Raw genomic sequence first — 2,943 nt, 5'->3', positions numbered from 1 at the left:
TTATCCGCTAACCATTGGTCTTTCGCAGATTTACCTGCTTCACCTTTATCACCTTTTTCGCCTTTAATTGCAGCAGCGTAGTCGGTTTCAGTTTTACCTGGGTTGTCAGCTAACCATTGGTCTTTCGCAGATTTACCTGCTTCACCTTTATCACCTTTTTCGCCTTTAATTGCAGCAGCGTAGTCTGTTTCAGTTTTACCTGGATTATCCGCTAACCATTGGGCTTTGGCTGATAAACCAGTGTCACCTTTATCTCCTTTAAAAGAAGGATCATTTTTAAGACTATCTTTATCTAAACTAACAACTGTTTTATCACCTTCTTTTGAAGTTTTCAGCCCATTTTTGAATTCATATAATTCATTAAAAATAGTTCCAAAATTATTTTTAGTTACAACTTCATTTCCATCAAAATTTAATTTCCCACCATTATCAACGGTTAATGCTTTTGGAGTTGTATCACCTAAATTAATACTAGAGAAAGTCGGTGCTTTTAGCATACCTATACGCAACGTACCATTATCATTAAATGTAATTAAATTATCTGATGAATAATTTGCTGCAGGAGCATTGCTAGAACCATACACTGTGCCTGATTTACCTTGAATAGGTAAAATACCACCGATATGTTTTTTAATGATCTTAGCTTTCATCTCATCGCTAGAATCACCCTCATCATAATCATTAGCAGAAAATTGAATACCTGCTACAGCTAAGGATTTCAACTGCGCCACATTCACTGCATCTGTATCTTCTGTACCTGCGGCTACGCCAGTAATTTGGCGGGTTATGCCTGTTATTTCATTACCCACTGAAACCGAACCCGCAGTGCCTTTCCAAGTTGAAACTAATTTATTTTGCTCTTGTTCTTTTTTATTTAAGTCTAATTTGGCTTTATCCGCCTTAGTTTTAGTTTCATCCAATTTAGTTTGAATTTCTACTTTAGCTGCCTCGTCATAGCTTGTTGCTTGAATACCTGTTTTAGTTTTAAGAGCGGTCAATTCTTCCTGCATTTTTTCCAATTCATTTTTAGCTGTTTCATAAGATTTAGTTGCTTTGTCAATCTGAGCTTGTGGCTGATTTTCATCTTTCAACTGCTTTATACGGGTTTCTAACCCTTTAACCTCCACTTCTTTTTTTGGCAAATCGTAAAGAGTATTGCGTAATTCTGCCAAGTCAGCATAATTTTGAAGCTCTTTTTCATAAGCCTTTTTCAGAGGATCAATTTCAGCTTGCAATTCCTGATATTTTTTACCCGCTTCGCCTAACAAAGTCATTTGTTTCTTATTGCCATTTATTTCAAGTTTTGTTGCTTGCTCACTAATGTCATAGCCGATAGTAGCAAGATCACGATTATTAAATGAATCCGAACCTAAAGCTACCCCGCCATTTACGCCCTCGTTAATTTCGGTATTTGCCCCTAAAGCTAACGATTTTTCTGCACGGGCGCTAGAAAAATGTCCAAATGCGGAAGAATAATCTTTATAGGCAACAACCTGATCACCAACGGCTAATGAATAGAGTCCTCGTGATTCAGTACCAATACCAATAGCCAAAGAATTTGATCCCGATGCCTCTGCAGTGCCACCTATCGCAATGGTTTGGAAGCCATAGCCTTTTGCACCTAAACCGATAGCAATTGAGCCCTTTTGTCGTTTTTCTGGCTCTGGATGGGTAACGATATAATCATCTCCTGCAGTACGGTTACTGCCTGTTTCGCCAGTACCACCATTTGCCACGAGAGTATGATGATCTACATAAAGAATGCTGCCTGATGCTGGGGAACGTTTTTTACCAACGTATGCGGCGTTACCCATTGCAATGGAATAATCAGATGCATCTTCAATTTCACTATTTCTCCCAATAGAAATGGTATCTTCTCCACGAGATAAAGCAAAATCTCCAATGGAGATACCAGCATAATTGTAGGATTTTGCATAGGTTCCTAGTGCTATTGTTCTATCGCCTATCGCTCTAGCATTATAGCCTAGTGCCATTGTTACATCGCCTATCGCTCCAGCATGAGTGCCTAGTGCAGTAGAATATACTCCTAACGCATTAGTACTTTCCCCAATAGATACCGCTTGAACAGCTCGTTCACCAGTCATACTCGATATACCAATCGAAATTGAATTAGCTGCTTTAGCTTTTGTCTCATATCCCCCTAAAGCAATACCACCTGTTTTTTCAACAACAGAACCATAGCCAATTGCAACGCTATAACCTGCAACCAAGTAAGTGCTTGCACTATTGCCTATAGCCACAGCATTTCTCGTAGCATACGTTTTATAGCCAATTGCAACACCACCACTACTATCTACTTTAGCCTCTACACCAATAGCGACATCCTCAGGATTCTTAATTTCCGCACCTTTTTTATCTTTTACTTTCTCGTAAGGCATTGTGCCAACATATTTTTCTAATACAGACAGTTTTTTCTCTTGTTCCTCTATTTTGGTTTGTTGGGCTTCATATTTCGCTTTTAAATCTGTTAATTCGTTCTGAGTATTATCAGCAGTAGGTGCGGGTGTAGATGAAGATTCACCTGCCAAAGCCACACTACTTACTAATGCCATACAAAGTGCGGTTAATTTTGCTGATGTTTTTGCAGATTTTACCTTGCCTTTAACAAGTTCAGAGACGACTTGAAAAACACCAGATGCCCGATTAAAAATAATTCTATAAATATGATTCATACTAACCTCGATTTGATTTTTCGTTTATGTTTACAATAAAAAATAGAAAGTAAACCCCAGCAGTATTTTAACGTTGAAAAACACTGCGAGACTAAAGAATAATGTTTTCATTTAAAATGAAATGGATTTGAGTAAGGAATTGCTGAAAAAAGAAATTCACACAACGCAGAATAGACGTATCGCCTCAGCTTAAAAGGTATTGTGCCTCTGGCGGAAAGTGCTAGTATTGTTTGCTTGCTTGCTTGCTTGC

1 protein-coding gene is annotated in these 2,943 nt (G+C 38.2%); it reads right to left on the bottom strand.

Going from position 1 to position 2,943, the window contains the following annotated elements; genetic code table 11:
• Positions 1–2,693, bottom strand: a 2,693-nt coding sequence (locus A9500_RS10955; protein ID WP_065244301.1) for an ESPR-type extended signal peptide-containing protein, incomplete at its 3' end; no start/stop codon positions are given.
• Positions 2,694–2,943: the final 250 nt, after the last annotated feature.

This window comes from Haemophilus sp. CCUG 60358 (assembly GCF_001679485.1).
Taxonomy (GTDB): domain Bacteria; phylum Pseudomonadota; class Gammaproteobacteria; order Enterobacterales; family Pasteurellaceae; genus Haemophilus_D.
This window is presented reverse-complemented; position numbering and strand designations above follow the sequence as displayed.